At 59.6% G+C, this 23101-nt stretch carries 26 protein-coding genes, 1 tRNA gene and 1 other RNA gene; 13 read left to right on the top strand and 15 right to left on the bottom strand.

Translation table 11 applies throughout. The features are described from left to right. Nucleotides 1–14 precede the first annotated feature (14 nt). From pgsA to AC53L6_RS12070, 3 genes are read left to right on the top strand one after another with little or no spacing between them, the layout of a single operon-like run. The gene (gene pgsA, locus AC53L6_RS12080; protein ID WP_299210478.1) at nucleotides 15–674 is read left to right on the top strand and encodes a CDP-diacylglycerol--glycerol-3-phosphate 3-phosphatidyltransferase; all 660 of its coding nucleotides are present in this window, start codon (nucleotides 15–17) and stop codon (nucleotides 672–674) included. A gap of 5 nt (nucleotides 675–679) precedes the next feature. Next, on the top strand, nucleotides 680–925 hold the full coding sequence (gene moaD, locus AC53L6_RS12075; protein WP_299210476.1) for a molybdopterin converting factor subunit 1: 246 nt from the start codon (nucleotides 680–682) through the stop codon (nucleotides 923–925). Between the two features lie 4 nt (nucleotides 926–929). Next, nucleotides 930–1370 (top strand): molybdenum cofactor biosynthesis protein MoaE, encoded by a 441-nt coding sequence (locus AC53L6_RS12070; RefSeq protein WP_496908008.1) that lies wholly within the window; start codon nucleotides 930–932, stop codon nucleotides 1368–1370. 131 nt (nucleotides 1371–1501) lie between these two features. Here AC53L6_RS12070 and AC53L6_RS12065 read toward each other — a convergent pair whose 3' ends face one another. The 3 genes from AC53L6_RS12065 to ubiA form a co-directional block, all read right to left on the bottom strand. Next, entirely contained in the window at nucleotides 1502–1828 is a 327-nt protein-coding gene (locus tag AC53L6_RS12065; RefSeq protein ID WP_299210472.1) for a hypothetical protein, read from the bottom strand. Next, on the bottom strand, nucleotides 1815–3728 hold the full coding sequence (locus tag AC53L6_RS12060) for an OmpA family protein (protein ID WP_496908007.1): 1914 nt from the start codon (nucleotides 3726–3728) through the stop codon (nucleotides 1815–1817). Before AC53L6_RS12060 ends, AC53L6_RS12065 begins: the two co-directional genes overlap by 14 nt. 65 nt (nucleotides 3729–3793) lie before the next feature. Then, nucleotides 3794–4756 (bottom strand): 4-hydroxybenzoate octaprenyltransferase, encoded by a 963-nt coding sequence (gene ubiA, locus AC53L6_RS12055; protein ID WP_496908006.1) that lies wholly within the window; start codon nucleotides 4754–4756, stop codon nucleotides 3794–3796. Nucleotides 4757–4768: 12 nt separating this feature from the next. Here ubiA and AC53L6_RS12050 point away from each other — a divergent pair, with 12 nt between their 5' ends. The 4 genes from AC53L6_RS12050 (at nucleotide 4769) to AC53L6_RS12035 (ending at nucleotide 8392) form a co-directional block, all read left to right on the top strand. After that, nucleotides 4769–5494: a 16S rRNA (uracil(1498)-N(3))-methyltransferase gene (locus AC53L6_RS12050; protein ID WP_496908005.1), complete on the top strand. Its 726-nt coding sequence runs from the start codon at nucleotides 4769–4771 to the stop codon at nucleotides 5492–5494. 89 nt (nucleotides 5495–5583) lie between these two features. Beyond that, nucleotides 5584–6348: a GNAT family N-acetyltransferase gene (locus tag AC53L6_RS12045; RefSeq protein ID WP_496908004.1), complete on the top strand. Its 765-nt coding sequence runs from the start codon at nucleotides 5584–5586 to the stop codon at nucleotides 6346–6348. Nucleotides 6349–6351: 3 nt separating this feature from the next. Further along, on the top strand, nucleotides 6352–6885 hold the full coding sequence (locus tag AC53L6_RS12040) for a hypothetical protein (protein ID WP_299768970.1): 534 nt from the start codon (nucleotides 6352–6354) through the stop codon (nucleotides 6883–6885). Between the two features lie 136 nt (nucleotides 6886–7021). Beyond that, complete coding sequence (locus AC53L6_RS12035; RefSeq protein WP_299699137.1) at nucleotides 7022–8392, top strand: glutamate--cysteine ligase; 1371 nt, start codon at nucleotides 7022–7024, stop codon at nucleotides 8390–8392. Nucleotides 8393–8461: 69 nt separating this feature from the next. Here AC53L6_RS12035 and AC53L6_RS12030 read toward each other — a convergent pair whose 3' ends face one another. Next, nucleotides 8462–9859, bottom strand: a complete 1398-nt coding sequence (locus AC53L6_RS12030; protein ID WP_496908003.1) for a diguanylate cyclase — start codon at nucleotides 9857–9859, stop codon at nucleotides 8462–8464. Between the two features lie 94 nt (nucleotides 9860–9953). Here AC53L6_RS12030 and AC53L6_RS12025 point away from each other — a divergent pair, with 94 nt between their 5' ends. The 5 genes from AC53L6_RS12025 to AC53L6_RS12005 all read left to right on the top strand — a co-directional run bounded on the left by AC53L6_RS12025 (nucleotide 9954) and on the right by AC53L6_RS12005 (nucleotide 14352). Further along, entirely contained in the window at nucleotides 9954–10238 is a 285-nt protein-coding gene (locus tag AC53L6_RS12025; RefSeq protein ID WP_299210456.1) for a DUF3572 domain-containing protein, read from the top strand. Beyond that, nucleotides 10229–10951, top strand: a complete 723-nt coding sequence (locus AC53L6_RS12020; RefSeq protein WP_496908002.1) for an HAD family hydrolase — start codon at nucleotides 10229–10231, stop codon at nucleotides 10949–10951. Before AC53L6_RS12025 ends, AC53L6_RS12020 begins: the two co-directional genes overlap by 10 nt. A 118-nt stretch (nucleotides 10952–11069) precedes the next feature. After that, entirely contained in the window at nucleotides 11070–12632 is a 1563-nt protein-coding gene (locus AC53L6_RS12015) for a trimethylamine methyltransferase family protein (protein ID WP_496908001.1), read from the top strand. Nucleotides 12633–12730: 98 nt separating this feature from the next. After that, entirely contained in the window at nucleotides 12731–13318 is a 588-nt protein-coding gene (locus AC53L6_RS12010) for a heme NO-binding domain-containing protein (RefSeq protein ID WP_299210568.1), read from the top strand. After that, complete coding sequence (locus tag AC53L6_RS12005) at nucleotides 13315–14352, top strand: diguanylate cyclase domain-containing protein (protein ID WP_496908000.1); 1038 nt, start codon at nucleotides 13315–13317, stop codon at nucleotides 14350–14352. The genes AC53L6_RS12010 and AC53L6_RS12005 overlap by 4 nt, the downstream gene beginning before the upstream one ends. A 218-nt stretch (nucleotides 14353–14570) precedes the next feature. On the opposite strand, the gene AC53L6_RS12000 is transcribed toward AC53L6_RS12005, so the two are convergent. The 5 genes from AC53L6_RS12000 to AC53L6_RS11980 all read right to left on the bottom strand — a co-directional run bounded on the left by AC53L6_RS12000 (nucleotide 14571) and on the right by AC53L6_RS11980 (nucleotide 19237). Further along, nucleotides 14571–14645: transfer RNA gene (locus tag AC53L6_RS12000), tRNA-Glu, on the bottom strand. Nucleotides 14646–14747: 102 nt separating this feature from the next. Then, nucleotides 14748–16487: a single-stranded-DNA-specific exonuclease RecJ gene (gene recJ, locus AC53L6_RS11995; protein ID WP_496907999.1), complete on the bottom strand. Its 1740-nt coding sequence runs from the start codon at nucleotides 16485–16487 to the stop codon at nucleotides 14748–14750. A 96-nt stretch (nucleotides 16488–16583) separates the two neighbouring features. Then, entirely contained in the window at nucleotides 16584–17552 is a 969-nt protein-coding gene (gene glpX / locus AC53L6_RS11990; RefSeq protein WP_299742407.1) for a class II fructose-bisphosphatase, read from the bottom strand. A gap of 31 nt (nucleotides 17553–17583) precedes the next feature. Continuing rightward, on the bottom strand, nucleotides 17584–18870 hold the full coding sequence (locus tag AC53L6_RS11985) for a homoserine dehydrogenase (protein WP_496907998.1): 1287 nt from the start codon (nucleotides 18868–18870) through the stop codon (nucleotides 17584–17586). An 82-nt stretch (nucleotides 18871–18952) separates the two neighbouring features. After that, nucleotides 18953–19237 (bottom strand): hypothetical protein, encoded by a 285-nt coding sequence (locus AC53L6_RS11980; RefSeq protein ID WP_299201052.1) that lies wholly within the window; start codon nucleotides 19235–19237, stop codon nucleotides 18953–18955. Between the two features lie 105 nt (nucleotides 19238–19342). Between AC53L6_RS11980 and AC53L6_RS11975 the strand changes: the two genes are divergently transcribed. Then, nucleotides 19343–19927 (top strand): TetR/AcrR family transcriptional regulator, encoded by a 585-nt coding sequence (locus AC53L6_RS11975; protein WP_496907997.1) that lies wholly within the window; start codon nucleotides 19343–19345, stop codon nucleotides 19925–19927. A 60-nt stretch (nucleotides 19928–19987) separates the two neighbouring features. On the opposite strand, the gene AC53L6_RS11970 is transcribed toward AC53L6_RS11975, so the two are convergent. The 6 genes from AC53L6_RS11970 to AC53L6_RS11945 all read right to left on the bottom strand — a co-directional run bounded on the left by AC53L6_RS11970 (nucleotide 19988) and on the right by AC53L6_RS11945 (nucleotide 23094). Next, nucleotides 19988–20899 (bottom strand): pirin family protein, encoded by a 912-nt coding sequence (locus tag AC53L6_RS11970; RefSeq protein ID WP_299699148.1) that lies wholly within the window; start codon nucleotides 20897–20899, stop codon nucleotides 19988–19990. Between the two features lie 116 nt (nucleotides 20900–21015). Then, nucleotides 21016–21171: non-coding RNA, 6S RNA (gene ssrS, locus AC53L6_RS11965), on the bottom strand. Nucleotides 21172–21513: 342 nt separating this feature from the next. After that, on the bottom strand, nucleotides 21514–21954 hold the full coding sequence (locus AC53L6_RS11960) for an SRPBCC family protein (RefSeq protein ID WP_496907996.1): 441 nt from the start codon (nucleotides 21952–21954) through the stop codon (nucleotides 21514–21516). Next, the gene (locus AC53L6_RS11955; protein WP_496907995.1) at nucleotides 21954–22373 is read right to left on the bottom strand and encodes an SRPBCC family protein; all 420 of its coding nucleotides are present in this window, start codon (nucleotides 22371–22373) and stop codon (nucleotides 21954–21956) included. The genes AC53L6_RS11960 and AC53L6_RS11955 overlap by 1 nt, the downstream gene beginning before the upstream one ends. Continuing rightward, entirely contained in the window at nucleotides 22370–22690 is a 321-nt protein-coding gene (locus AC53L6_RS11950) for an ArsR/SmtB family transcription factor (protein ID WP_496907994.1), read from the bottom strand. Before AC53L6_RS11950 ends, AC53L6_RS11955 begins: the two co-directional genes overlap by 4 nt. Then, the gene (locus AC53L6_RS11945) at nucleotides 22687–23094 is read right to left on the bottom strand and encodes a cupin domain-containing protein (protein WP_299699150.1); all 408 of its coding nucleotides are present in this window, start codon (nucleotides 23092–23094) and stop codon (nucleotides 22687–22689) included. Before AC53L6_RS11945 ends, AC53L6_RS11950 begins: the two co-directional genes overlap by 4 nt. Nucleotides 23095–23101: the final 7 nt, after the last annotated feature.

The raw sequence follows: 23101 nt of genomic DNA, 5'->3' as shown, positions 1-23101 counted from the left end.
GCTAGACCTGCCGCATGACTTGGAACATCCCGAACACTCTCACAACTCTTCGATTGATCGCCGCCCCGCTTGTGGCGGTCATGTTCCTCTATTTCACACGACCTTACGCCGACATCCTTGCTGTGATCCTGTTCGTGGGCGCCGCTATCACTGATTGGTTCGACGGCTACCTTGCCCGCGCATGGGGGCAGCAGACGAAACTGGGTACCATGCTTGACCCGATTGCGGACAAGGCGATGGTGGTGATTGCCTTGATGGTCATCATCGGTTTTTCCAGTTGGTCACCCTGGCTTGTCTTGCCCGCGACAATGATTCTTTTCCGCGAGGTTTTCGTGTCGGGCCTGCGTGAGTATCTGGGCGATACGGCTGGAACGCTGAGTGTCACGAAACTGGCGAAATGGAAGACGACGCTTCAGATGATCGCCATTGCGGTTCTGTTCTCGCAGGGGGTGTTCGAGCACTATTTTGGCATGTCGATCTGGGGCATGGATCAGGCGATGGTCAGCGCCATCCTGAATGGCGACGAACCGGATCACATGGGGCTGTCTTGGAAACTGGCCGGGGCCGATTGGTCTGGTCGTATAGGCCTTTGGTTGCTGTGGATCGCCGCCGCACTTACCTTTATCACCGGGTGGGACTACTTCCGTAAGGCCATGCCGCATTTGAAAGGGTGACAAGGATGGACGTGCTCTATTTCGCCTGGGTCCGCGAACGGATTGGCATTCCCCGTGAGGCGGTCGAAACTAAGGCTACAACAGTCATGGACCTTGTGGACGAACTGCGTGGGCGCGAAGAGCGCTATGCCGCTGCTTTTGCCGACATCACGGCCCTGCGCGTGGCAGTGGACCAGCAGTTGACGGAGTTTGATGCGCCTCTGGACGGTGTGCGCGAAGTTGCCTTTTTTCCTCCGATGACGGGCGGCTAGCGTTATGCGCGTCGTGGTACAGGATACTCCTTTCGATTTCGGGGCCGAGGCGGCGGGTTTTGCCGAAGGTCGCGCTGTATCTGGCGCTGTAGTCACGTTCACGGGCATTGTTCGGGATGTGGATGGCGGGTTGCAGACGATGGAGATCGAACACTATCCCGGAATGACCGAGGCCGCCCTGACCGAGATTGCGGACCAGGCCATGACCCGATGGTCACTTGAGGATGCGTTGGTGATTCACCGCCACGGGCGGTTGGATGTGGGCGAGATGATTATGATGGTCGCCACCGCCGCGCGGCACCGCAAGGATGCGTTCGAGGCCGCCGAATTTCTGATGGATTACCTCAAGTCCCGTGCACCGTTCTGGAAGCGGGAGATCACCAAAGATGGTGCAGAATGGGTCGCGGCGCGGGATGAAGACGAAGACGCACTGACGCGCTGGTAATGGCGGATCAAGATCCGCCTTACGACAGTAGGCGAACGAGAAGCCCTCAAGATTGCTTAGGAGCGGCGGATTGAAATCCGCCTTACTGATACCGACCATCCTGTGACACGGATCTTGATCCGCCTCGCGCGTCAGCTCGCTTGCTGTCGATCAATCCAGGCGCGCAGCTCTTCCGTCTCGTGGCGCGCATCGCGCAAGCCGTCCATGGCGGCACGCAATTCGGCCTCGGTCTGGCTTAGTTGATTGGTCAACTCAGCCTCGCGTTGCTGCAGGTATGTGATGGCCTGATCGCGCGTCTCTTCGGCTTCGTGCAGTTCCTGGCTCATGCGGTCCAGTTCTGCAACATCCCCGGCTGCGACACGGGTAAAGCGATGGATCAGCCAGTTGGCGAACCAGCCAAGGCAAAACGCAATGAAAAGAATGATAGCTGTCGCGATGACAAACTCAGTTCTGCTCATCGTCCTGTCCTTCGGCGCTGTCCTCTGTGCCCGCCTCTGTATCGCCTGTTCCGGCCAGGGTTTCCAGCGTTGTTTCACCTTCCGGCGCGGAAGGGGCTGGGCGGATCAACTTGAATTCGATGCGCCGGTTGGCCTCGCGCCCTTCCTCGGTGTCATTTTCGGCGATAGGATCGGCCTCGCCATATCCTTTGGCCGAATAGGTGGACGTGAGCACACGTCGCGCGCGCAATTCGTTCAACACCGATTGCGCCCGCGCCTGGCTGAGGTTCAGGTTCATCTCTTCACGGCCCTGACTGTCTGTATGCCCTTGAATTTCCAACCGCAGATCACCGCATTGGCGCAGCACTTCGGCAATGTCATCCATGGTGCCAAGGGCACTGGCATCGATGGTTGCGCTGCCTGGCTCGAACCTGATTTTCGAAGAGGATAGGATCGTCGCAATTTCTGCCTCGCATTCGTCTGGCGTCGGAAGTGCGGCAATGGGGTCGAGTTTTTCCTGATAGATGACACGGATGTCGAACTCTTCTGCTTCGCCGAGTTTCGAGGCGAGCAGCGAGGCGATGTTGGTACTGGCCTTTGGGTTACCCGTGTTGCCGGAAACGGTCAGCGTGTCGGGTGTTACGGTCACAGCACCGTTCGAAAGCTGTGACAAAGCCTCAAGCCCAGTGAGCACGCGAACGGGCCAGTTCGACGGCAGGTCGTCGACGATACGCGTCGCGGTATAGACGCTGTCAGTGCCGAAAGCAGCTTGCGCATAGCTGTTCACGAGCGAGCGAAGGTTTTCATCCGAAATCCGACCACGCAGCTGAACGAGGCCTTCAGGGCTGAGCGTGGCGACGAACTCGGGTGGGCCCTGGTTGGGGTCCACTGTCTCGGGCAGCTTGGCGTACAGTGCAAACACCTCGGGGAGCTCATTCTCCAATTCGCCGACCACGCGGTCGAAATCGGCTTGCGGCGTGCCCTCGGCGGCAATCAAGGTGATGTCCGCATCGGAAAACGTCACTGAGCCTGCGCCCAGTTTGGACAAGGCCCCGATGGATTGCGTGACGGCGGTGCTCCATTTCGGGCTGGGCACACCCATGCCAACGGTGCAGGTCGCAGAACCGGTCAGTCCGGCTTCGAGGGCTGCGGTCACAATCCGTGTCCGTGCGGCTTCTGTGTCGGCGGAACAGGCATCAAAGCGTGTTCCGTTCTCGTCCTTGACCAGTCGTAGCGTGAACGGCGTGATGACGGGGCGCGGGGCCGCGATGTCCAACGCCACACGCAATCCGGGTGGTGCGGCGCGGTTCAATTGTGTTTCAAGCTGCGCCTTTTCCTCGGCGCTGTCGGTGATGGCGCGAATGGAAACACGGCCCGCCGTGACCGATACCTTGGCGCGTGGCAAACGTTCCATGGCTGCGAGCGAAAACCCAAGAGAATCCTCCCAATTTGCGGGCGCCGGATAGTCTGCTACCTCGATCAGGTCGGTCACCTGTAGGTCGCCTGCAATGGCCGTGATGCGGTCGATCACGGCGGTTCGATCTGTTGTCGCGGGGATCAGGCCGATGATGGACAGCCCCGCGTCGTTGCGCAGGATTTCAGCAGAAAAGCGGGGCGGCGCAATAGCCGCCGCAGCCTCGACCTCCATCTCGTCGATGACACGGGCGGCGTCAACAACGCTGCCTGCCGTGGACAGAGCGGCAAATCGCACAGCTTCCGTGGGTGCGATGCCTGCCAGCGTGACCTGTAAACCGTCTGCTTCAACCTCCGCCCAGGTCAGGCTCGCTTCATCCAGCGCATCCCGGACGCCGATTTCCGAGGTTTCCTCGATCAGTTTTACCGACAGATTGGCCGTCACCAACGCCAGCACAGCCGCCACGGCAAACGTGGTGACGACGATCAGAAGGGACGACAAACGCATTACATGCAACCCTTTCTAAGGTCAGTAGCGCGACCCGGTTTACGCGGCTTGGAGCTGGGGTTCAATCATACCAGCAATGCTGCGCAGAAAAAGAGGAGCGGAATTGCGCCCGTGTCTCGATTGGCCCGGAACAACTGCAGGCATTTTGCCGGGTCGTCGATGTCCAGCCCGCGCAGTTGCCATGCCATGTGCCAGCCCATGGCCCATGGCCCCCCGAGCGCCAGCACCATCGCCAGCACATTGGCCGCGTCGAGTGCTGCAAAGATCACCGTGATCCCCATCAGGCCCACTGTTGCCATCAGGAATCTGCGTAGCCATTGGGCCGTGTTTTTACCAAACAGGCGCGCGGTTGATTTGACACCGATCAGAGCGTCATCCTCGGTATCCTGATGGGCATAGATCGTGTCATAGAACAGCGTCCATGCGATTCCTGAGAGGTAAAGCACCACGGCTGGTGCCTCCAATTGCCCGGTGTGCGCTGTCCAGGCCAGCAGTGCACCCCAGTTGAAAGCAAGACCCAGAAAAACCTGCGGCCACCATGTGAACCGTTTGGCAAAGGGATAGACCGCGACCGGTAGCAGCGCGAGAACGCCCAACAGGATGGCAGCCGTGTTGAAGGTCAGCAGAATGGCAAAGGCGATGAGCGATTGCAGGCACATCCAGGTGACGGCACCACGCACGGTGACCTGACCCGAAGGGATGGGGCGCGACCGTGTGCGCTCGACCTGTCCGTCAAAGCCACGGTCGGTGATATCGTTCCACGTGCAGCCTGCTCCACGCATCAACCAGGCCCCCAACGCACAGCCAATCGCGATCCATGCGTCTTCCCAGCGTGGGCTTTGATCGTGGATCATTGCAAGCGTCAGCCCCCACAGGCAAGGCAGCAACAGCAGCCATGTGCCAATGGGCCGATCCGCGCGGCTCAGGCGAAGGTAGGGGCGGCTCCAGACGGGGGCCAGCGTGTCCACCCAGTTGCCCGACACTGCGTCGGCGACTTGTCCGTCTGGTGATGGCTGCGTGTTGGTCATATGTAGGGGCTCATGAGTGATGCGAAGATCCGCCTTTATGTAGAACACCCGTTGGGGCAGGGGCAATCCGTCGTCCTGTCGCGGGAACAGGCCCATTACCTTTTTGGCGTCATGCGCCTTACCGGTGGGGCAGCGGTCTCGCTGTTCAACGGGCAGGATGGTGAGTGGCGGGCCGAAGTGGTCGAGGTTGGCAAGCGCGGCGGTACACTTCTGTGCGAGGCTCAGACCCGACCACTGCAAATGCCCCCGGACTTGTGGCTGATGTTCGCCCCGATCAAAAAAGCACGGACAGACTTCATCGTCGAAAAGGCGGCCGAGATGGGTGCACGGCGCATCGTACCGGTCCAGACCGATTTCACGAATGCGGGGCGCGTGCAGCGTGATCGCTTGCAGGCCCATGCGGTTGAGGCAGCAGAGCAATGCGGCGGAACCTATGTGCCCGAGGTGACTGACATGGCCCGGCTCGACCGGGTGCTGGCCGATCTTGGCGACAGGCAGGTGATGTTCTGCGATGAGGCCTTGGCAGGGGCAGGGGACAGTTCCGCGTTGCCGGACATCTCGGGGCCATGGGCGATCTTGATCGGTCCGGAGGGTGGGTTTTCATACAAGGAACGCACGCGCCTGCATGCGCTGGATAACGCACATGCAGTGCAGCTCGGGCCGCGCATCCTGCGTGCTGATACGGCAGCCGTCGCCGCGCTGACAGTGTGGCAACAACGGTTGGGGGATTGGCGGTGACTGGGTCGGTGACCACCCGTTACTGCCGCGCCGGGCCCGAAGATGCCGATGCCATTGAACGTTTCTTGTCCCGGTATTCAGAGACATCCATGTTTCTGCGTTCCAATCTTGCAGAGTGCGGTATCGGCAATAGGGAAGGGGCGCATGCAACGGATTACATTCTGTGGCGCGAAGACGACGATATTCGCGCGGTGTTTGGTCTGACCAGATCCGGTTACCTTCTTGTGCAGATGCCAGATCGCGTGCCTGATCTTGCAACCTTGATCCCTTTCTGGGCTGGTCGCCACGTTTTGGGCATGAGCGGTGTCTCGGATCAGGTTGGCAATGTGTTGCCAGCGCTGGGACTTTTGCCTGACCAAGATGATCTTGTGGAGGATGAGCACTTGCTTATCCTTGATTTGCACGATCTGGCAACTGGAGACGACACGCTGCGTGCTGTGTGTTCGGGGGATGGCGACATTCTGTCGAACTGGTTCTGCAGCTATGGCAAGGAAACGGGTCTGCCGTTTTCCAAGGTCGATATTGAACGGCGCGTGCAGAGTGCTCTGGTTGATGGATTGGTGCAGATACTCGAAAGCGAAGGGCAACCCGTTGCGATGACATCAGTGAACGCCGCTGTTGAAAACACGATCCAGATCGGTGGCGTGTTCGTGCCTCGGTCAGTTCGGAACAGGGGCTATGGTCGCCGGGTTGTGGCGGCACAATTGGCGCAGGCGCGGGACAATGGTGTGCGTTGTGCCATCCTGTTTGCGGCAAACAAGGCGGCCGAGGCAGCCTATGCTGCCATTGGGTTTCGCCGCATTGGCACATACCGCGTGGTCATGTTCAACACACCAAGGACGATCGTGGGGTAATGGATGTTCTTTCGACCTGAGGCAAAGGCCACACTTTGGCGTTGGCGTGAAGTTCTGGCGGGTATCGCGCTGGCGATCCTGGCGTTGTGGTGGCTGGCGCAAGCGCGCGGTGTTCTGGGATACATCGCGCCGGTGATGCTGGTCGGGGCCGGGGCGCTGATCATGGTCGGTCTGCAACGCGGGCGTTTTCGCGGGGCGGGTGGAGGGCTCGGCACCGTTCAAGTGGATGAGGGCGAGGTCACCTATTTTGGGCCGCTTAGTGGTGGATCGGTATCCATGCGTGAAGTGCAACGCTTGACTTTGGACGGCGCGCAGTCGCCAGCGCATTGGCGCCTTGATCAACCTCATCAGCCGCCACTTATGATTCCTGTGGATGCTGATGGGGCAGATGAGTTGTTTGATGCATTCGCCGCGCTGCCTGGGCTCAAAACCGAACGGATGCTGGCCCAATTGCGTTCCAGACCAGACGCGTCGGTTCTGATCTGGGAACGCAGCGCGCCGACACTTGCGCAGATGGAGCCACGCGGGCGGGCGTGAGACCGTGACGCGCGATGACCAGTTGCGCGTGGATGCGCACGGCCCCGTGATTTTACGCACGTCCCCAGCGCATTGACACCTCGGGCAATTCGCCCCATCCCTTGCAGCTTCAGACAAACGCAAAGCGGAGCGCCCCATGTCCATCCCTCAGTCCGGCGGCGGGCCAATCGAACATCACGATCAGCTGGTCCAATACATGGTTGATGGATGCAAGCCGAAGGCGGACTGGCGTATTGGGACCGAGCACGAAAAATTCGGCTACTGCCGCGACACACTGAAACCGCTCCCTTACGAAGGGGCACGGTCGATCGAGGCGGTTCTGAGCGCACTGCGCGACCGCCACCATTGGGGTGAGTTGCGCGAGAGCGGCAAGTTGATTGGCTTGGAAAAGGATGGCGCTAACATTTCTCTCGAACCCGGTGGGGCGCTTGAGTTGTCCGGCGCGCCGCTTGAGACGATCCACGAGACCTGTGACGAGGTGAATCAGCACCTGCGTGAGGTGATGGACATCGCCAACGAGATTGGCGTGGGGTTCATCGGTCTTGGTGCAGCACCAATCTGGAGCCACGAGGAAATGCCGCTGATGCCCAAAGGGCGTTACAAGCTAATGGACGCCTACATGGGCAAGGTCGGCACGATGGGTCGGACGATGATGCGTCGGACGTGTACAGTGCAGGTGAACCTTGATTTCGGGTCCGAGGCGGACATGGTACAAAAGATGCGTGTGGCCGTGGCTTTGCAGCCGGTGGCCGTAGCGCTTTTTGCCAATTCGCCCTTCTTTGAAAACAAGCTGAACGGCCACAAGTCCTGGCGCAGCCGTGTCTGGCGCGATCTTGACCCGGCACGCACCGGCATGGTGCCCTTCGTGTTCGAAGAAGGCTTCGGGTTTGAACGCTGGGTCGAATATGCACTCGATGTGCCCATGTACTTCGTATATCGAGACGGCAAATACATCGATGCGCTAGGTCAATCCTTCCGAGACTTTCTGAACGGCAAGCTGCCAGCACTGCCGGGCGAGACGCCCTTACTCAGCGATTGGGCAGACCACCTGACGACCGCCTTTCCCGAGGCGCGGGTCAAAAAGTTCATTGAAATGCGCGGGGCTGATGGGGGACCGTGGCGTCGCTTGTGTGCCTTGCCGGCGTTCTGGGTCGGGCTGACATATGACCAGACTGCTTTGGATGCGGCCTGGGATCTGGTCAAGGGACTCGACGCTGAAACTCGGAGCGGTTTGCATGTGGCAGCTTCGGTCGATGGGCTGCAGGCTGAGGTGAACGGCGTGAAAATGCACGACCTTGCGCGCGAAGCGGTTGCAATCTCACATGCGGGTCTGAAGGCACGGGCGCGTCCTGGGGCCGGAGGATTGGTTCCGGACGAGACTCACTTTCTTAACGCTCTGCAGGAGAGTGTTGAGACCGGCAAGGTTCCGGCAGACGAGTTGCTGGATCTCTACCATGGTGATTGGAACGGTGACATTAGCCGGGTGTTTTCGGAATACTCTTACTGACAACAGTAACTGTCGCAGCAAGCGCATCTCGATACGGAAACATGCATTCCGATTTTGTGCGACGGCAACCTACGCGGCGGGACGGCTCAGGATAACGCGATTGCGCCCCTTCGCTTTCGCCCCGTAGAGCGCTTTGTCTGCGCGGTCGAGCAGTGCCTCGGGCTTTTGCGCGACGGTCGAGTGAGTCCCGTTCACCGGATCAATCACAGTCATCCCAATCGAGATCGTGGCATCGACTGGGGCCGTCCTGTCGGGCACCTCGAAGGGGGTATTTTGGATGATCCGGCAGAGCCGTTTGGCGGCCCTTCGGGCGTTTCCAAGACCAACGCCGGGAAGCACGATCAGAAATTCCTCACCTCCGATCCGCGCCACGAGATCAACGGCGCGCAGGTTCTCTTTCAACCTGCGCGCCGTTTCGACCAGAACGGCATCCCCCGCAGCGTGGCCGAGCGTGTCATTGATCCGCTTGAAATGATCCATGTCCGCAATCATCACCGCATAGGGTTTGCCCGTGCGCGTTGCACGCTCTGCAATGCGTGACAGGTGCGGCATTGCATAGCGGCGATTGTGTAAACCGGTGAGCGGGTCGATCACTGCCGCTTCGATGCCCGAACGCACGGTGTCGCGTAGTGAATCGGTCACCATCTTCCTGCTCAGCAACGCTTCGAGGCGCAGCGCCAATTCCTCGGACGACCGGGTGCAGCGCATCAAGTCATTGGCGCCCATGTCCAGCATTTGGGCACCAAGCGTCGCATACTCACTGTCCAACACCGCAAGAATTGCGCAGTGACGTGTGTTGGCTTGACTGCGGATCGTTGCCAGCAACTGCAACATCTGCGGGCCTTCATCCGGTCCGATCACCAGCACAAATGCGTCGGGTGTGCATCCTGGCTCCGCTTCCGACACCGCTGCGGCGGGTTTGGCAAATACGGTTCGTGCATTGATACGGTCAGATAGTGCCGTGATCCAGGGGGCAGCAGCGGCTCTGTCCTCGGCAACGATGCGTAAAGTCTGCGCCGGCGAAAACGTCGCTATCTCTTCCCCAAATCCCAGCGCGCGCGACGTGCCCTCGCGCAGGGTCCATTCGCTTGCAGTTGCATAGGCGCGAATGATCGACCGGGTTCTGGCCAGAAGCAGTGCGTCATTGATTGGTTTCTGAAGTACATCGTCGATGCCTCCCGCAAGCAAACGCAAGCGTTCGGATTCGCTGTCCGCGCAACTCAATGCGATGATCGGCATCTTTCCGGCCAATCCCATCTTGCGAATCCGAGAAAGCAGCCGCAGCGGATCTCCATCAGGAAGAGTTCCCGCGCACAGGATCAGGTCGGGTGTATCCTGCGCCAGAACTTGCATGGCATCTGCAATCGAACCGGCTTGGAGCATGTTGTAGTGACTGGCCGCCAGCTTGACACGCAACACAATGCGGTTTGTCGCAATTGGGTCGATAACGAGGACCTTACCGTGCATGAGACGCTTCCAATTCATTGCAAAAGCCGTGCATTAGGTTTTTGATCGTTTAGGTTAACAAAGCGTTTCCATCAGACTGCAAAGGCCAAACTTCATGTCTCATTCGCAAGAATCCGCCGAAGTTGTCGGTTTGCAGGCCGTTGCCTGGATGGCTGGAAACGAAGAGTTGCTGCCCGTCTTTCTTGGCGCCACCGGTGCCAGCGAGACGGACATGCGGGCTGGAGTGGGTGATCCAGCCTTTTTAGGGGCCTTGCTGGATTTCATAATGATGGATGACGCTTGGGTAGCTGCATTCTGCGATGCTCACGGTTTGCCTTACGACACACCCACGCGAGCACGTATGGATCTGCCTGGTGGCGGAGAAGTTCATTGGACGTGACTGTATCTGGGTCTCCTGTTCGTGGGATCATCTTCGATAAGGATGGAACGCTTTTTGATTTTTCCACCACGTGGGAAGCTTGGGCCGCAGCGTTCTTGCGTCGCGCGGCATGTAGAGACGAAGAACGTGCGCAAAGGGCTGGTGCCGCGATTGGCTTTGATCTTGCGCGCGCACGGTTCCTGCCCAAAAGCATTGTGATCGCCGGTACGCCCATCGAAATTGCGTCTGAGTTGAATGCCTATTTTCCGGATCTGTCGTTTGATGAGTTGGTGGCGCTATTGAATGACGAGGCGGCTCACGCACCCCAGGCCGAGGCTGTTCCTCTCAAGCCACTTTTGACCACGTTGCGCGCGCGTGGCGTTGCGCTGGGCGTTGCAACAAATGATGCCGAAGCGCCCGCCCGCGCGCATTTGCAGTCCGCAGGTGTAGACGGCTTTTTCGACTTCATCGCAGGCAGCGACAGCGGTTTTGGTGGCAAGCCTGCGCCAGGACAGTTGCTGGCGTTCTGCGCCGATACCGGGCTTGCAGCCAAAACAGTCGTTATGGTGGGGGACAGCACCCATGATCTGCATGCCGGCAGAGCGGCCGGGATGCGTACGGTTGGCGTTCTGACAGGCATGGCGCCACTTAATGTTCTGGTCCCGCATGCAGACATCGTTTTACCCGACATCGGTGCGCTGCCGGACTGGCTTGATCAATTGGCAACGGTCTGACGAGTGCAAATTCGCCACTTCGACTAAGAAAAACGACACAGCCCGTCGTAAACGGAGATGTACCGAAAGGCTCGCTGCGGTGTCGTGGTCTGCACATGCAGTTCGAAGGGACGATACGATGGCAGACACGGCGACACGACGCAGGACGCGTGGCGGTGGCAGGGCCGGGGCGGCGGCCCGCAGGGGTGCGGCTGTCATTGAACAGATGCCATGGAATCCGCCCGTCATTACCGATCCGCCGGTGGAGCCTTTGCGTCCCGAAGGCGTCGAGGCAATCCACGACGGGGCCATGCGGATCCTTGAAGAGATCGGCATTCAGTTTCTCAACGAGGAGGCACTTGGCATTCTGCGCGACGCTGGGTGCCGTGTTGACGGCGATATTGTCCGCATGGACCGCGATTTCGTGATGGAAATGGTGCGCAAGGCACCATCCGAATTCACCATTAAGCCGCGCAACCCTGACCGGGCGATCACCGTAGGTGGCAAGCATCTGCTTTTTGGCAACGTGTCGTCACCGCCCAACTACTGGGACATGGAAATTGGTACGAAGGTGCCGGGCACGCGTGAGAAGTGCGCCAACCTTCTAAAGCTTACCCAGTATTTCAACTGCATCCATTTCGCCGGCGGGTATCCAGTTGAACCGGTCGATATACACGCCAGCGTACGGCACCTGGACGTGCTTTATGACAAGCTTACACTGACTGACAAAGTCATGCACGCATACTCGCTTGGCAAAGAGCGTGTTGAGGACGTGATGGAGATGGTCCGCATTGCCAGCGGGTTGAGCCACGAAGAATTTGACGCAGCTCCGCGAATGTATACCAACATCAATTCGACCTCTCCGCTGAAGCATGACCACCCCATGATCGACGGCTGTCTGCGCATGGTGCGCCGTGGTCAAGCGGTTGTGGTGACACCGTTTACGCTGGCGGGGGCGATGGCTCCGGTCACTATGGCAGGCGCCGTGGCGCAGTCCATTGCAGAGGCACTGTGTGCGATTGCGCTCTTCCAATATGTTGCTCCGGGTGCACCCTGTGCAATTGGCACGTTCACATCGAATGTCGATATGAAGTCCGGCGCGCCTGCCTTCGGAACGCCAGAGTATATGCGCGCAACCCAGATGACAGGCCAATTGGCGCGGTTCTACGGCTTGCCGCTGCGATCGTCGGGCGTGTGCGCAGCCAACGTGCCGGACGGGCAGGCCATGTGGGAAACCTCGAACAGCTTGTGGGCTGCGGTGCAGTCCGGAACCAACATGGTTTATCACGCGGCTGGATGGCTTGAGGGTGGGCTGATCGCGAGCCCGGAGAAATTCGTCATGGACTGCGAAGTTCTTCAGCAAATTCAACGCTATATGGAGCCGTCGATTGTAGGAACAGGCACGGAAGACATCGCGTTGGACGCTATCAAGTCGGTAGGAAACGAGGGGCATTTCTTTGGCATCCAGCATACGCAGGATCGCTATAGCACCGCCTTTTATCAACCTTTCCTGAGCGACTGGAAGAACTATGAAGGGTGGGAAGCCGCCGGTGCCGTTTGGACGCCTGAGCGGGCGCACCGGCTGTTCAAGGAGATTGTCGCAAGTTTCGAGGCGCCGGCGATGGAGGAGTGCATTCGTGAAGAACTTGCCGATTTCGTGGCGCGTCGCAAATCCGAAGGCGGAGCCCCAACAGATTTTTGAGCGTTTTGGGTCCAAAAACTAGGTCAAATTGCATCTGTTAGAGGATTGTTTAGAGCTGATTGCGCATGGTGCTCCCGTGGAAATGGGAACGTCGTGCAATGCATGGACTGATCAATCGGGCAATTCAGTGTTTCGTAACAGACAGTTATGGAGCGGACAAATGGGTCGAAGCGACCCGGTTTGCGGATCTCGACTTTGTCGAGTTCGAGTCGATGTTGATCTACGATGACGACATTACACCGCGTATTCTGGATGCCATCAGTCAAATTCTGAATCGGCCGCGCAGCGACGTAATGGAAGATATGGGTACATATCTAGTGTCCCATCCCAATGTCGAAGCGCTGCGACGACTGCTCCGTTTTGGCGGCGTAACATTTGTTGAGTTTCTGCATTCGCTCGATGATTTGCCGGATCGTGCCCGTCTTGCTGTCTCTGATCTAGATCTGCCGCGGATCGAGTTGCGCGATCACTCTCCGACGCATTTCAGCCTGATCTGCGAAAGCCCCATTCATGGGTACGGACATGTGATGATGGGCATTCTGCGGACGATGGCGGACGATTATGGTGCGCTTGCACTTCTCGAACACACTGGGCGTGGCAATGGCATCGAGACGATTTCGGTAAGCTTGGTTGAAACCGAGTTTGCAGAGGGGCGTGTTTTTGATTTGGGGGCGCGGGCATCATGATGGATCAGGCTGCACTGATGCAGGCGATGGATGTGCTTTGCCCAATGCATCTTGTGCTAGGGCCAACTGGGCATGTGGTGCATGCCGGTCCCACTCTCCAGAAGTTGCGTCCCAACAGTCCAATGATCGGTCGGCGGTTCCTCGAAATTTTCGACCTGAGGCGGCCGCGCGCAATAACTTCGATCGATGGTCTGCGTGCCACGGCAGGAACAAAGCTTCACTTGCAGTTTCGCGACGCCCCCAAGACCGAGGTCAAAGGGTTGTTGGTTGCTGGCCCGGAAGAAGGACAAAGCATTGTAAACCTGTCATTTGGCATCTCTGTGGTTGATGCCGTGTCGGATTATGCTCTTAACAGTTCTGACTTTGCAGCTACCGATCTCACGATTGAGATGCTGTATCTGGTTGAGGCCAAGTCAGCTGCAATGGAGGCGTCACGCAAACTCAATTTGCGTCTGCAAGGCGCAATGATTGCTGCAGAAGAACAGGCGTTCACTGATACATTGACCGGGCTCAAGAACCGTCGCGCAATGGATCACGTGCTTACTCGTCATATGGATTGGGGTACGCGCTTTGGCTTGATGCAGATAGATCTGGATTGGTTTAAAGCCGTGAACGACACGCTTGGGCACGCAGCCGGTGATCACGTGTTGCAAACGGTCGCGCGCGTCATGGTCGAAGAAACGCGGGAGAGTGACACCGTCGCGCGTGTTGGCGGTGACGAGTTTGTGGTCATTCTCCCCCACGCAAAAGATGGCGATGCGATGGAGGGGATTGGCCGTCGAATCATTCAGCGACTGTCACAGCCAATTCCGTTTCAGGGCGAGTTATGTCGCATCTCGGCAAGTATTGGGTCAGCCATATTTGATCCGGAATCCGAACAGTCTGTGGCAGAAGTCATGGATGATGCCGATGTCGCGCTCTATGCGTCCAAACATGGTGGCCGCGGACAACAGACTCACTACATACCAGTCTTGCGACAGAATGCTCAGAACCTGGTGCCCCCGGTGGGGCGGGACGCCGCAAGCAATGCTTGATCCAGCTTGTCTGTTGCTTCGGCCAGTTCCGAGAGATTTATGTGGGCGATGTTTACTACATAAGGAGGTGAGGTAGAACGATGCGTGACGCTTCGCTTGCCGAACCCAGTACAGTGTGCCGATGTCATCCCCAAGTGTCCAAGATGACCAACATCCAACGCGGCGCGGTAAGCCTAAGGGATAAACACCCCGCAAAACCAAGACAAAGTATTGAAGACTGGCAGCCCGTAGGGGAATCGAACCCCTCTTTCCAGGTTGAAAACCTGGCGTCCTAACCGATAGACGAACGGGCCAGCGCTGGTGTGAGCGCTCAGATAGGCAATTCAACGATGTTGCGCAAGCGGAAAAAACGTCCGACTAGCGATATTTCTGACGAATGCTTGTCGCCTTTGATGTCACGCCCGAGCGGCATCTTCGAGCCGCAGTTGAACGGACTGTCGACCGCGGAAAGAATTGACCTCAATCCGACCCGCCAGGTGGAATGGTGCACCGCCATGGTCCATCAGCGTTTGGCCCAATGGACCGTCGAAAGCACCAAACGCGATGCCATCCAGACGTGCCCCGCCGGGTTCTCCAAAAGTGAGCTTCAGATGTGCTTCTCCCACGCGCCGGGCTTGCAGAATTCGCATCGCCGCAAATGCATAGCGCGGCGCAGGGGCGCCCGCTCCGAACGGACCCGCTGCATCAATCTGGTTCAGCAACTCGACGGTGGCCGCACCGGGCATCAACACGCCGTCAAGGCGCAGGTCCGCGGGGCCGAGAGCATCAGCTCCTTGCTTGGCCAATAGATTCGACAGACGCTCCATGGCTGGCTCGATCTTGTCCGCTTCGACCGTAAGGCCCGCGGCCATCTTGTGCCCGCCGCCTTTGATCAACAAACCTTCGGCTGCCAGCCTCTGAATGGGCGCACCTAGGTCAATGCCCGACACAGATCGGCCCGATCCCTTACCGATCCCATTCTCGACCCCGATGACGATCGACGGGCGGTTGGTTGCCTCCTTCACACGCGATGCCACGATACCGACCACGCCGGGGTGCCACCCGGGACCCGCAGCCCAAGCCAACGCGCCATCCGCGCCGCGTGTTTCGCATTGCGCGATGGCTTCGGCGCGGACATGCGCTTCGATCTCGCGCCGCTCAGCGTTGAGCGTATTGAGGCGTTCGGCCAGCGCTGCCGCCTCGTGTGGATCGGTTGTTGCCAAGAGGCGCGCACCTAAATCCGCCTGTCCGATGCGCCCACCTGCGTTGATGCGTGGCGCGAGCAAATAACCGAGGTGATACGGTGTAGGCGCGGTATCAAGGCCAGCGATATCGGCCAAGGCAACCAGTCCAACGCGTTTACGCCGAGCCATCACTTTGAGCCCCTGTCTTACAAAGGCGCGATTGACACCGACCAAGGGCGCAACATCAGCCACGGTCGCCAAACCCACGAGATCGAGCATGGCCATGAGGTCCGGCCCTTGCTTTCCCTCTTCTCGCAACTGGCGACCCGCTTCGACCAGTGCCAAAAATACGACCGCTGCCGCGCATAGATGGGCCAATGCCCCATCCTCATCCTGCCGGTTCGGGTTCACGACTGCATAGGCATCGGGCAGTGTTTCAGCGCCAAGGTGGTGATCCAAAACGATCACATCTACCCCTTCCGCTGCGGCGATCGGGCCATGCGACAAGGTCCCGCAATCGACGCAGATGATCAGGTCATGCGCAGCGGCGAGCCGCGCCATCGCCTCGTCATTTGGGCCGTATCCTTCGTCAATGCGGTCGGGCACATAGAGCGTTGCGGCTGTCCCCATCGCTCTGAGCCACGTGATCAACAATGCGGCAGAACTGCCGCCGTCCACATCGTAATCTGCAAAGACTGCTATTTTTTGACGTTTCTGCACGGCGTCCAGAAGCCGGGTGGCGGCAGGTTCCATGTCGCGCAAGGAACGCGGATCAGGCATCAGATCCCGCAGGGTGGGGGACAGGTAGGGCTCTGCCCTTTCGGCGGATACGCCCATGCGGGCGAGGATCTGACAGACAGGGCGGGGCAATTGCGTATGCTGCGCTAGGGCTTCGGCAGCACGGTCGGTCGAGACGTCCGGGCCGATCCAAGCCCGTCCGGTCAGTGACTGTTCAATCCCCAAGAATGCCACAGAGCGCCTCCCCTTCGCGCAAGATTGCGCCAGTTTAGGCGCGGGCGCACCTGTGGCAACAATGTCGTAAGGCGGACGTGTCGTCCGCCCCGCACGTCAAACCGTATGCGTTGGCGTCCGGTAGTTGATGCGGCGGACCGATCCGGTCTTGGATCGCATCAGCAGTGTCTCGCATGTCAGCCAACCGGGCTCGCGCTGCACTGCGTGCAAGAGCGATCCGCTGGTGACGCCGGTTGCGGCAAAGATAACGTCCTGTGTCACCATTTCGTCCCGGGTGTAGATCCGGTTCAGATCAGTAATCCCGGCCTTGGCCGCACGGCCTTTTTCGTCGTCATTTCGGAAAAGCAGGCGGCCATAAATCTGTCCACCCATGCATTTCAGAGCCGCAGCAGCCAGGACGCCTTCGGGCGCGCCACCTTCGCCCATGTACATATCGATGCCTGTGGTCGGGTCAGCGCAATGCATCACACCTGCAACGTCCCCATCCGTGATCAGGCGGATCGACGCGCCGGTGCCGCGTACTGCTGCGATCACGGCCTCGTGGCGCGGACGCTCCAGGATGCACACGGTGATGTCCGATGCCGAGCATCCCTTGGCCTTGGCAAGAGCTTCGACACGTTCAGATGGGCTCATATCCAGCGTGACAGTGTCCGGGGCAAAACCCGGGCCGATGGCCAGCTTGTCCATATAGACGTCGGGCGCGTGTAGCATGCTGCCGCGTGGGCCCATCGCAATGACGGTCAGCGCATTGGGCATGTCCTTGGCCGTAAGGGTCGTGCCTTCGAGCGGATCAAGGGCGATATCGACGCCGGGACCGGTGCCCGTCCCAACCTCTTCGCCGATGAACAGCATGGGCGCCTCGTCCCGTTCGCCTTCACCGATGACCACGACGCCCGCGATGTCGAGCATGTTCAATTGCTCTCGCATCGCATTCACCGCGGCTTGGTCTGCGGCTTTTTCGTCCCCGTGGCCAACAAGCCGGGCCGAAGCAAGCGCGGCGGCCTCCGACACGCGGGCAAGGCCCAGTGAAAGCATGCGATCCTGGAATTGTGCGGTGGCTGTCATCTTAGTTGATCCTTTGGGGAGGTATGAAGTTTCAGACGGACTCGATGCGTAAGACAACGGGGTCCGAGGCAAGGACGCCGGTGCCCTGCATCGCGTTGATCGCCTCGTTGACGGCTGCGCGTGTGCAGGTGTGGGTTACAATCAGAACAGGGGCGGTTGTGTCGCTGTGGCCGTATTGCCGCATGCGGTCGATGCTGACGCCGGCCTCTCCCAAAACAGTCGCGATCTTGGCGAGCGCACCGGGTTTGTCGACCAGCGCCATGCGCAGGTAGTAAGGCGCAGGCAGGACGGATGCTGCGCGCGGCGCAGTTTCCAGCGTTCCGGCGGGTTGACCAAAGACGGGCACAGTGAAGCCGCGCGTGATGTCGCAGACGTCGCCCATCACCGCGGACGCTGTGGGACCTTCGCCCGCGCCGGGGCCGCGCAGAACAACCAGTTCTACAGCATGCCCCTCGATGGCAACCATGTTGGTGCCGCCTTGCAACTGGCCGAAGGGCGATGTGTCGGGCACGAGGCACGGCATCATGCGCTGTTCCAATCCGCGCCCGGTTTTTTGGGCAACACCCAGCAGCTTGATCTTGAAGCCCATGTCGGCGGCATGTCGGATGTCGTCAATGCTGATGCGTTCAATGCCCTCAAGCTCGATTCCGTCGAAATCCACGCGGGTGCCGAAAGCAATCGACGAAAGGATCGCCAGCTTGTGCGCCGCGTCGATGCCACCGACGTCAAGTTGCGGATCCGCTTCGAGATATCCAAGCCCGTCAGCCTCGGCAAAGACCTCTTCATAAGTCAGGCCGGCACTTTCCATGCGGGTCAGGATGTAGTTGCACGAGCCGTTCATAACCCCAACGATGCGCGTGATCTCATTGCCGGCAAGTCCTTCCGTCAAGGACTTGATCACGGGGATGCCACCTGCAACGGCAGCCTCGTAGCGCAGGCTGATGCCCTTGGCCTCTGCCGCTTCAGCGAGAACTTGGCCGTGAACGGCAAGCATGGCCTTGTTCGCAGTCACCACATCCTTGCCCGCCGCAATGGCGGCTTCGACGGATGCTTTGGCCGGGCCGTCCGTACCCCCCATCAACTCGACGTAGATATCAACGTCGTCGCGCGCAGCGAGTGCAACGGGATCGTCTTCCCATGCATAGCCATTCAATGGCACACCGCGGTCCTTGTCGCGGGACCTTGCGGAGACAGCGCTGATCTCGATCTTGCGACCTGTGCGCGCTTCCAGCAGCGCGCCGTGCTGGCGAATAATCTTGACCACGCCGATCCCGACGGTGCCCAACCCTGCAATGCCAAGCCGAAGCGGTGCGTTCATGTTGGGGTCCTTTGAGCGATACGTCATCGCGGGCGATGTAACGGGTTCGTGGGCCGGGTGCAATTGCCCTTGCTTGTAGGGCTTAGCCCAAGCGTGCGCGCATCCTGGCTCGCGTGGCGGGGTCGACTATACTGCGTTGTTGCAGTGCGCGTGCCCGGGCCCTGAGTGCGGCAACGCGTGCCTCAAGAGTTTTCGTGGTCTCAACCGGATCGCTCACAACCGGTGCTGCACCAGCCAGAAGCGGCTCCAGCGGCACAAGAGCAGGGAACTCCGACGCTTCGACTTCGGGGGAGACTGTATTGTCCAACTCGGGAAACTGCGTGCAGGCAGTCAGGGTCAGACAAAGAAGGGCTGTCGTTGCGCGCATAGGCGAGACGCTCCGCAAATCTGGTGTTGCCTATGTGATGCACCAAGCCCTTGCATCGTGCAAGCGCGGCTTGGTTTTGAACATACGTTCAGATAATTCTTGCCCATGGCTCGCACCACTGGCTCACATTCCGACATCACCGGCCCGCGCGTTCGCGAAGCGGCACTGCGTTTGTTTGCGCGGCACGGCTATGCTGCTGTTTCCATGCGTCAAATTGCGGGCGAGGTCGGGGTGCAGGCAGGGGCGCTCTATAATTACACACCAGACAAGCAGAGCCTGTTGTTTGCCTTGATGCGTGATCACATGGTTGAATTGCTTGATGCAGTGCCGGTCATGGATACGGATGCGCCGGTGGATCAGCTTGAAGCCTTCGTGCGGTTTCACATCGAGTTTCACCATGCGCGGCCGGATGCCGTGTTCATTGCGTACATGGAGTTGCGCAATCTTGACCCGCAGAATTTCGTTGAAATCGAAAGGCTGAGGGGGCGCTATGAGGCTGCCCTGGAACGGATTTTACGAGATGGCGCTGGCGTAGGGATGTTTGATGTGGCGGATGCCAAGATCGCAACGCTGGCCGTGATTGCGATGCTGACCGGCGTGACGACGTGGTTCCGTGATGAGGGGCGTCTGAGCCTGTCGGACGTACAGGATCAGTATTGGGACATGGTACGTAAAGCCGTGATGGTGTGACGGCGGGTCGGACGCTCTTTGCCGTTGGCAAAGTCGCCCCACCCGCCGTCCCGTTTTGCCCTAGTGCTGGGGTTGGATGAACGTGCCGTTGCGCAGGTCGCGCATGGCTTGCATCAGCTCTTCCTGCGTGTTCATCACAATCGGTCCGTGCCATGCGACCGGTTCATTGATCGGCGCGCCTGAGACAAGCAGGAACCGCAGGCCGTCGGGGCCGGCTTGCACCGTGACTTCATCGCCCGTGCCGAAGCGGATCAAGGTCCGGTTCCCGGAGAGGTCGCGGATATTAACCTCTTGCCCTGCAACCTCTTTTTCGAGCAACACACCTGACGGATCGGAGGCGTCGGCAAAGGCGCCTGCGCCTTGGAACACGTAGGCGAATGCGCGCCGGTACGTGTCGATTTTGAACGTTTTCCTCACCCCGGCAGGGATCGAGATGTCTAGGTATTGCGGGTCAGCCGCGATTCCGTCGACCGGGCCTTTCCTGCCCCAGAATTCGCCTGTGATCACACGCACCCGGGTGCCGTCATCGTCGATGACTTCGGGGATGTCGGACCCGGCGATGTCTTGGTAGCGCGGGGCCGTCATCTTCTGATCCGAGGGCAGGTTGCCCCAGAGCTGGAAGCCGTGCATTTGACCGCGTGCGTTGCCGTGCGGCATCTCTTGGTGGAGGATGCCGGACCCGGCGGTCATCCATTGTACGGATCCCGCACCCAGCGTGCCGGAATTGCCGAGGGAGTCGCTGTGTTCGACCGTGCCTTCCAGCACGTAAGTGATTGTTTCTATTCCTCTATGTGGGTGCCACGGGAACCCTTTTTCGAAATGCGCGGGGATGTCGTTTCGGAAGTCGTCAAACAGCAGAAACGGGTCCAGTTCCGATGGGTCCTGGAAGCCGAATGCGCGGTGCAGGTGCACGCCTGCGCCTTCGAGTGTGGGCTGGGCCTGACGGGTTTCGAGTGTCGGTCTCAGGGACATGGTTGTCTCCTTTCATCTGTGCGTTGAGGCAAAGATAGGCCCGAACGTTAAGTGCGCAATCCGCGGCCACGAACCGGTGCTGTGCGCAGGTGCAGCGCAAGATGTTGGGGTAAGGTGACGGGACCACCACAACCGTTTGGTTCTCTCATTCCCGAGGACCTGTATATACAGGTGGGCGCCAGGTAACCGGACCAGGGCCCGGACAGAGCCAGCTCCCTCGGAATTGCTTAAGGCCACCGGAATGCAACCTGTCACGAGAAGGGTAGAACCCGCCACCGCGCTACATAGGGGTGTGTGGCGTCCGGGACAAGGTGGATGCGGCCGGCGTCTTGGCTGATCGACCCTTCGGGGAGGATTTTTGGAAACAGGGAAGGTGGATTTGCGCGTTTGGAACGTGCGCTGCGTTAATCGTGGGTTCGGGCGCCGTTTCGCGGCGGATTTGGGGCTGCGAATTGAGCAAACTGCGATGTTTGGAGGGGAAACTGCATATTTCGGTCGGGTCAAAACGGAGGTGTTTTAGGCCGGTTTTGGCAAAGTGCACATTTTGAGCCCGAAAATGCGCATTTTGTTCCGCGCGCCGGATTTGAGGCGCGCGGACGGGTTAACGCGATACCTTATGCCGCAGGTTGGCTGGTCTCGGGCCGGGCTGTTTCGCCGTTCAGGTGATCGCGCAGGCTGTCTTCGAAAAAGTGTTGCCAGCCGCGTTGGCAGATGTCGAAACAGGCGATCTGCGGCGACAGCCCTTCGTGGGTCAGCGTGACCGTGCTGCCGCCCGGGGCGGGGGCGATCCGCCAGACAAGGCGGGTGCCTTTCCATTCGGCCGGATCGTCCACACCCTCCATGATCATGTTGGCGTCGGTGCAGGTCCATGTGAAGCTTTGCGCCGTGCTGCCGGGATCGATGGCAAAGGTGGCGTGGCTGGTGTTGAAGCGGATGGTGAAGCCGCCCGGTCGGCGGTCCACGCGGGTGGACCACCAGAGTTCAAGATCGTCGGCAATCTGACGCGCGGCCTGTTCGGGTGGCGCGCTGGTGGTGATCGTGGCGGTGTAGTCCATCAATCCTCTCCATGGATGTCGTTGCGCATACGCATGAGATGTTCGTCCCAACCCTTGTCGAGCGACAGCATAAGGCCGAAGGCGGCTTCGCCCTGGGGCAGCCCTTCGTGTGTCAGCGCCAGTTGCGTGCCGCCCGGGACGTCCGAGAGCGCCCATTTCACCGTGCTGACCGCATCGCCCATCGGGCCGACGGTGAACGTGTATTCGAGGTAGTCGGGGGCGTCGGCCTTGATCACCTTGCCCCAGATCAACAGGTTGCCGCTGGTCGTGCCGTACATTTCCAGCTTTTCGCCCTCGGTCATGGGGGTTTTGGGGGCGTGGAACCATTTGGCGAGATGTTCGGGCTGGGTGAGATAGTCCCACACCATCTGCCGCGGTGCTTTGAGGAAGATGGTTTTCTGCAGGGTCGCATCGGTCATTGGAGGTCCTTTTCGATGGCGGTTTTAAGATCGGACAGGCGGTCATCCCAGAAGCGGTCGAAGAATTCGAGCCAGCTGAAGACCGGGGCGAGCCCGGCGGGATTGAGCGTGTTGATGCGTTCGCGGCCGCGTGCTTCGACCGTGATGAGGCCGCCGTCGCTGAGCACGGTGAGGTGTTTTTTGACGGCGGCGCGTGTCATGTCGAAGCGGTCGGAGACCTGGGCGATGGTCATGTCTTGCCCCGACAGCATGTGCAGGATGTCGCGCCGGGTCGGGTCGGCGAGGGCGCGGAAGGCGTTTTGGGTCGGGTCCGTCATTGCGTCACCGGCAGGAAGTCGAACGCGCCGTCCTGGTAGAGCATGGTGATACAGGGGCTGTCAGAGACGCAGGCCGATATGTGGGGCATGTTTGCGGGCACTTCGTAGTAGCCGCCGGGGCCAACCGTGGTGGCGGCATCTGCGCCGAGGGCCGTGTGCGTCATCTCGCCCTCGATCATCACGCCGTACATGTTGAAGGTTTTGACATGGGGCGGGCTGGTCGTGCCTGCGGGCAGTTTGACCATGGCGAAGTAGGCTTCGGTCCAGCGGTCACCGGAGAGGGCGGCAAAGGCGACGCCTTCGGGTGTGGTTTCCCAGTCGAGCGCGCCCGCTGGGGTGAGGGTGATTGCGGGGTCAGCCAACGCGGGGGTGGCTGCAAGCAGGAGGAGGGCGAGGGGTTTCATCGGGTGT

Source organism: Tateyamaria sp. LSS28 (assembly GCF_059611725.1).
The sequence above is the reverse complement of the archived record's forward strand: the minus strand, read 5'-3'. Positions and strand labels throughout refer to the sequence as shown.